Raw genomic sequence first — 3,664 nt, 5'->3', positions numbered from 1 at the left:
TTTGGTCGGCTCTTGCCTGAGCCAGCGTTTATAGATGATGACTCGTTTATTGATACGCTTGAGCGTATTCTAAGGGTTGAAAAGGTGTATGCTCATGTCCGTTATCTGGAACCTATGGACTCAGCATCCTTATGTCGTAAGGGCTTGGCGAGGCGTACTCGGGAAATGATTGGTGCAGAATTAAAACTGATTTAGGTATAAAAAAACCCGCAAGAGCGGGTTTTTTTATACCTTAGCTTTGCGCTTAGGCAGGGTAGTCGCGCTTGTCGTGACCAGTATAAAGCTGGCGTGGACGACCAATGCGGTAGTTTTCACTAACCATTTCGTTCCAGTGTGAGAACCAACCAATAGTTCGAGACATTGCGAAGATAACGGTAAACATTGACTCAGGAATACCGATAGCTTTCAAAATGATACCCGAGTAGAAGTCTACGTTTGGATATAGCTTTCTTGCAACAAAGTACTCATCTTCTAGTGCTATCTGCTCAAGGCGACGCGCGATCTTCAATAGAGGATCATTCTCAAGGCCTAGTGCACCAAGAACTTCTTCGCATGTTTCGCGCATAACTTTGGCGCGAGGGTCGAAGTTTTTGTATACGCGGTGACCGAAGCCCATCAGACGGAATGGGTCGTTCTTGTCTTTCGCTTTGGCTACGTATTCATCGATCCGAGATACGTCACCGATTTCGTTAAGCATTGTTAGTACAGCTTCGTTTGCGCCGCCGTGAGCAGGGCCCCAAAGTGCAGCGATGCCAGAAGCGATACAAGCAAATGGGTTGGCGCCAGTTGAGCCAGCTAGGCGGACAGTTGATGTTGATGCATTCTGCTCATGGTCAGCATGAAGCATGAAGATCTTATCCATTGCCTTTGAGATGGCTGGGTCAAACTTAACATCGCCAGCTGGCGTGCTGAACATCATGTGCAGGAAGTTTTCTGCATAATCCAAGTCATTGTTTGGATACATGAAAGGCTGGCCGATTGAGTACTTGTAGCACATCGCTGCAATAGTCGGCATTTTAGCTACAAGGCGGAAGCCTGCTATTTCACGGTGTTCTTCGTCAGAGATGTCCATCGTATCGTGGTAGAACGCTGAAAGAGCACCAACGACGCCGCACATGATCGCCATCGGGTGAGCGTCTCTTCGGAAGCCCTTAAAGAATTGGTTAACTTGATCGTGAACCATTGTGTGGTTGCGAACAGTTTTTCTGAAATGTTCGTTTTCTTCTGCTGTCGGAAGTTCTCCGTGCAAAAGTAGGTGGCATAGTTCAAGGTAGTCTGAATTTTCAGCTAGCTGTTCTATTGGGTAGCCTCTGTGAAGAAGTACACCTTTGCCGCCATCAATGTAGGTGATTTTAGATTCGCATGCCGCAGTGGACACGAATCCAGGGTCATAAGTAAAGACACCTTCTGATACTAGGCCTCGTACATCTATTACATCTGGGCCGACAGAGCCAGAATAAATTGGTAAATCGATGGTTTTCCCATCAACCGATAACTGAGCTTTTTTATCAGTCATGGTGCTCTCCTGTTGCTGAGATAGAGTAAGCCAAGCGTAGCTGCTGCTTAATAGGTAAAAAGCTTGCGGCCAGTTGGCGACTTAAAAGTTTGCGCATTATGCCAAATAGAATGACTATAGTCACGTCTCTGTAATGTGCCAATGTAGATGAAAAAAAAATCAAAGAAAGTTTCGGCTTTTTGGGTGGGTGAAATTTGCACGGCTGTGGCGCGGAAATATCTAATAAAAGCTAATTTGGTGCAAAGTGGGTATGAAAACTAAGAAAAAAAGCTTGATATGGTGCCAGAGCTGCCTAAGGCGGGGCTACTATGTTGCTGAAATATTATTGTCAAATACAAGAAAATTTATAATGGCCAAATAATGCCGTTATTTTTGTTCGTGGTTTGTATTTCGCGGCCTTAATCCCTATAATCCGTCAGCAAAATTAGGTGGTGGCCTATTTCACGTTTTGTTTCGGATAATCTTTATTGTAGATTTTCGGGCGGCAAGGCTGAATAGCGTTGAAACATCTTATTATAAAAAGGTTGCAAGGGTTGGCGAATCTTTAGAGACGCCTTCCTTTGTTTAAATTAGCTCATGCCAACTTGAGAGAGTATATGTGCTGTGAAAGATAAACGACCTGTAAATCTCGATCTAACTCAATTTAGTTTTCCTCTGCCTGCGCTAACGTCAATTGTGCACCGTGTTACCGGTGTGGCCTTGTTCGTTGGTGTGGCAATTCTTATGTATGTCCTTGAACTTTCGCTCTCGAGCGAAGACGGTTTTAACGCCGCTAAAGAGTGTCTGGACGGTGCTTTTGTTACTTTGATTATGTGGGGCTTGGTTTCTGCGCTTCTTTATCACTTGGTAGCGGGAATTAAACATTTATTAATGGACTGTGGTATTGGTGAAACGCTTGAAGCTGGCCAGTTCGGTGCCAAAGTTGTTATAGCAGTGTCAGTTGTACTTATCTTATTGGCAGGAGTTTGGTTATGGTAGCAAGTGTTACTAGTTTTGGTCGTAGTGGACTCTATGATTGGATGATTCAGCGTGTTACAGCGGTTGTGTTGGCTGCTTACACGGTATTTATTCTGGGTTATCTAGTGCTAAACCCTGACTTGACATACATGCAGTGGAGTGAGCTGTTTAGTCAAACTTGTGTCAGAGTATTTTCTTTACTTGCTTTGTTATCTTTGGGTGCTCACGCTTGGATCGGTTTGTGGACGGTGTCTACAGACTATCTAAAAGCAATGGTATTCAGGTTTATTTTTCAAGCTGGTTGTGGCCTGGTCATGTTCGTTTACGTGGTCTGGGGTGTTCAGATTCTTTGGGGGCTGTAAGAAATGTCTAAATTAAGAACGCTTAATTATGATGCAATAGTTATTGGTGGTGGCGGTGCTGGTATGCGCGCAGCACTTCAATTGACAGAATCCGGCATCAAAACAGCTTGTATTACTAAAGTATTCCCAACTCGTTCTCACACGGTTTCTGCTCAAGGTGGTATAACTTGTGCGATCGCAAGTGCGGATCCAAATGATGATTGGCGCTGGCACATGTATGACACTGTTAAAGGGTCAGACTATATCGGTGATCAGGACGCAATTGAATATATGTGTTCAGTTGGCCCTCAGGCTGTATTTGAATTGGATCATATGGGTTTGCCTTTCTCGCGAACTGAAGCAGGTCGTATCTACCAGCGCCCGTTTGGTGGCCAGTCTAAAGGGCCGGATAATCCGACTCAGGCTGCACGTACTTGTGCTGCTGCTGACCGTACAGGTCACGCACTATTGCACGCACTATACCAGGGCAACTTGAAGGGCGGCACTACCTTTCTTAATGAATGGTATGCAGTCGATTTGGTGAAAAACCAAAAAGGTGCAGTGGTTGGTGTCATTGCTATCTGTATTGAAACAGGTGAGCGTGTATACGTTAAGGCTAAGGCAACTGTTATGGCGACGGGTGGTGCTGGTCGTATTTATCAGTCGACTACTAACGCTTTGATTAATACTGGTGACGGTATGGGGATGGCGCTTCGCGCTGGCTTCCCAGCGCAGGATATGGAAATGTGGCAGTTCCACCCAACAGGTATCGCTGGAGCGGGTACACTGGTAACAGAAGGTTGTCGTGGTGAAGGTGGTTACCTGATCAATGGCGAAGGCGAACGTTTCA

Annotated in this window: 5 protein-coding genes; 4 read left to right on the top strand and 1 reads right to left on the bottom strand. The window is 45.3% G+C overall.

Features of this window, described 5'->3' with window-relative positions:
• Positions 1-195, top strand: a 195-nt coding sequence (locus tag A3729_RS33180) for a hypothetical protein (RefSeq protein WP_197475887.1), incomplete at its 5' end; no start/stop codon positions are given.
• Between the two features lie 49 nt (positions 196-244).
• Here A3729_RS33180 and gltA read toward each other — a convergent pair.
• The gene (gltA, locus tag A3729_RS16635) at positions 245-1,516 is read right to left on the bottom strand and encodes a citrate synthase (RefSeq protein ID WP_068508429.1); all 1,272 of its coding nucleotides are present in this window, start codon (positions 1,514-1,516) and stop codon (positions 245-247) included.
• A 603-nt stretch (positions 1,517-2,119) separates the two neighbouring features.
• On the opposite strand from gltA, the gene sdhC reads away from it, so the two are divergent.
• The 3 genes from sdhC to A3729_RS16620 all read left to right on the top strand — a co-directional run.
• The gene (gene sdhC / locus A3729_RS16630; protein ID WP_068508431.1) at positions 2,120-2,494 is read left to right on the top strand and encodes a succinate dehydrogenase, cytochrome b556 subunit; all 375 of its coding nucleotides are present in this window, start codon (positions 2,120-2,122) and stop codon (positions 2,492-2,494) included.
• Entirely contained in the window at positions 2,488-2,835 is a 348-nt protein-coding gene (gene sdhD / locus A3729_RS16625) for a succinate dehydrogenase, hydrophobic membrane anchor protein (RefSeq protein WP_068508433.1), read from the top strand. The genes sdhC and sdhD overlap by 7 nt, the downstream gene beginning before the upstream one ends.
• A 3-nt stretch (positions 2,836-2,838) precedes the next feature.
• A partial coding sequence (locus A3729_RS16620) for an FAD-binding protein (RefSeq protein WP_156497982.1) occupies positions 2,839-3,664 on the top strand: 826 nt, incomplete at its 3' end.

This window comes from Oleiphilus sp. HI0043, assembly GCF_001634935.1.
This window is presented reverse-complemented; position numbering and strand designations above follow the sequence as displayed.

What these genes read in the sequence shown, in the direction of transcription:
- gltA (WP_068508429.1), bottom strand. Translation starts at nt 1,516, where the DNA reads ATGACTGATAAAAAAGCTCAGTTATCGGTTGATGGGAAAACCATCGAT.
- sdhD (WP_068508433.1), top strand. Translation starts at nt 2,488, where the DNA reads ATGGTAGCAAGTGTTACTAGTTTTGGTCGTAGTGGACTCTATGATTGG.